Here is a 1,447-nt window from a genome sequence, read left to right as displayed (position 1 = left end):
TTCTTATTTATCAGAGCTTGTGCTATAATTATTTAAGGAGAATTAATATATGGGCATTTTTAGTATTTTTGTAATCAACACAGTTGATTATCAACCAAACAAAAAATAAGTGGTTATAATGAATCGTTGATAAGCAAAATTCATTATAACCGCATTAAAGAGGGTTATAATGAACAAAAAAAATATAAAAGACAGTCAAAACTTTATTACTTCGAAACGTAATGTAGATAAAATAATGACAAATATAAGCTTAAATGAACATGATAATATCTTTGAAATTGGCTCAGGAAAAGGGCATTTTACCCTTGAATTAGTACAAAGGTGTAATTTCGTAACTGCTATTGAAATAGACCATAAATTATGCAAGACTACAGAAAATAAACTTGTTAATCACGATAATTTTCAAGTTTTAAACAAGGATATATTGCAGTTTAAATTTCCTAAAAACCAATCCTATAAAATATTTGGTAATATACCTTACAACATAAGTACGGATATAATACGCAAAGTTGTTTTTGAAAGTATAGCTGATGAGAGTTATTTAATCGTGGAATACGGGTTTGCTAAAAGGTTATTGAATACAAAGCGCTCATTGGCGTTACTTTTAATGGCAGAAGTTGATATTTCTATATTAAGTATGGTTCCAAGAGAATATTTTCATCCTAAACCTAAAGTGAATAGCTCGCTTATCAGATTAAATAGAAAAAAATCAAGAATATCGTACAAAGATAAACAGAAGTATAATTATTTCGTTATGAAATGGGTTAACAAAGAATACAAGAAAATATTTACAAAGAATCAATTTAACAAATCCTTAAAACATGCGGGAATTGACGATTTAAACAATATTAGCTTTGAGCAATTCTTGTCTCTTTTCAATAGCTATAAATTATTTAATAAGTAAGTTAAGGGGTGCGTAAACTGCACCCCTTAACTTGTCTTGTTTTGCTTAAACAATCTTGGCCCTTTTGTTGAATTACTCTTTAATAAAATAATTTTTCCGTTCCCAATTCCACATTGCAATAATAGAAAAGCCATCTTCATCTGCTTTTTCTTCATCATCTGTATGTATTAAATCGCCATCTTCTGCGTCATCAAGATTTAATTCCTTATGAATTTCCTTTAATAAACCACCATATGAAATTAATCTTTTTCGATAAAGTCCTTCCTCCAAATCAGCTAAACGCTGCAAATTTCTTTCTTCGTCATCAGTCATAAAATCTGTATCTTTTACTGGATATTTTGCAGTTTCATCAATGGCTGATTTTATATCAGATTTATGTTTATTTTTTGGTCGAATCATTTGGACTTTAACGTTTGGATCATAATCTAATTTCATAGCTCTTTTCCAAAATTGAATCCATTGCTTTTGATTCACATAGTTTTCAGTGTTATAAAAAGGGGGATTTGCTCTCGTGGCTCGTTTAAAAAAGACAAGGGACAGGTC

At 29.3% G+C, this 1,447-nt stretch carries 3 protein-coding genes; 2 read left to right on the top strand and 1 reads right to left on the bottom strand.

Annotated features, from left to right (window positions below; translation table 11 throughout):
- Positions 1-49: 49 nt before the first annotated feature.
- Both ermCL and erm(C) read left to right on the top strand, forming a co-directional pair.
- On the top strand, positions 50-109 hold the full coding sequence (ermCL, locus tag HMPREF3182_RS07555) for a 23S rRNA methylase leader peptide ErmCL (RefSeq protein WP_014158491.1): 60 nt from the start codon (positions 50-52) through the stop codon (positions 107-109).
- A 60-nt stretch (positions 110-169) separates the two neighbouring features.
- On the top strand, positions 170-904 hold the full coding sequence (erm(C), locus tag HMPREF3182_RS03845) for a 23S rRNA (adenine(2058)-N(6))-methyltransferase Erm(C) (protein ID WP_002457017.1): 735 nt from the start codon (positions 170-172) through the stop codon (positions 902-904).
- 72 nt (positions 905-976) lie between these two features.
- On the opposite strand, the gene HMPREF3182_RS03840 is transcribed toward erm(C), so the two are convergent.
- A partial coding sequence (locus tag HMPREF3182_RS03840; RefSeq protein WP_235808644.1) for a protein rep occupies positions 977-1,447 on the bottom strand: 471 nt, incomplete at its 5' end.

The organism is Megasphaera hutchinsoni, from assembly GCF_001553405.1.
Lineage (GTDB): Bacteria > Bacillota > Negativicutes > Veillonellales > Megasphaeraceae > Megasphaera > Megasphaera hutchinsoni.
The sequence above is the reverse complement of the archived record's forward strand: the minus strand, read 5'-3'. Positions and strand labels throughout refer to the sequence as shown.